Annotated in this window: 1 protein-coding gene; it reads right to left on the bottom strand. The window is 63.9% G+C overall.

Translation table 11 applies throughout. The features are described 5' to 3' along the window. Positions 1–236: 236 nt before the first annotated feature. Positions 237–718: hypothetical protein (locus AA983_RS15725; protein WP_047313030.1), on the bottom strand; the 482-nt coding region annotated here is incomplete at its 5' end.

Below are 718 nucleotides of genomic sequence, written 5' to 3'. Positions count from 1 at the left end.
TCCTGACCCCCGAAGAGTTCGAGGCCAAGAAGGAGCAGATACTCAATCGAATGTGAGGCGCAGTCGCAGCCGGGCACTCCTACTGCCGGAGCAGCCGCTACTCACTCTGGGATCAGACGGGGCGGTTAGCCGGACTAGGAGCTATGAGCTGCGTAGCAAAAATCGTCACTCATGGCCCGGTTCTGCTACACCGCACGCCAGCGAGTGCGCGTCTGCGAAGCAACATCGGCAGGCGGTCAGCTGCGGACGGCAGAGTCCCAGGACCAGTGCGTGAGGCGCGGCATATCCTCCAGAGGTCTCCGGCCGCAGCAGTAGAGCAGCACCTCGTCAGCGTTGCCAGCCGGGGCGCCGGGGAATAGGCGGTGCAGGACGGGCTTGCAGAGATCGGCGGGCGGCATCCAATCCCGCTTGAGACCGCGGGCGATGTCATAGGTATGCACCAAGATCTCGACCACTCCCATAGCCGCGAATCCGGCGGGGTTGGACGTTCCGTACGGGTGCCAGCTGCGGCCGGTAGGCGCGGCCGCGTCAACGGCGTAGATCAGAAGACGGCCGCACATCATGATGGCCTCGACGGCGCGCTCGTTCGGAGCGGCGGCATCGAGAACTGCCTCTATTGGCAGGTAGTCGTCCTTCGGCTGGGCAATGACTTGTGAGGCATAGGAGAACAGGTCATCGGCGATGTGTCCGGCAGTGTGGTGGCAGGACCAGTCGACGT

It is taken from the genome of Dermacoccus sp. PE3 (genome assembly GCF_001021715.1).
GTDB lineage: Bacteria > Actinomycetota > Actinomycetes > Actinomycetales > Dermatophilaceae > Dermacoccus > Dermacoccus abyssi.
The sequence above is the reverse complement of the archived record's forward strand: the minus strand, read 5'-3'. Positions and strand labels throughout refer to the sequence as shown.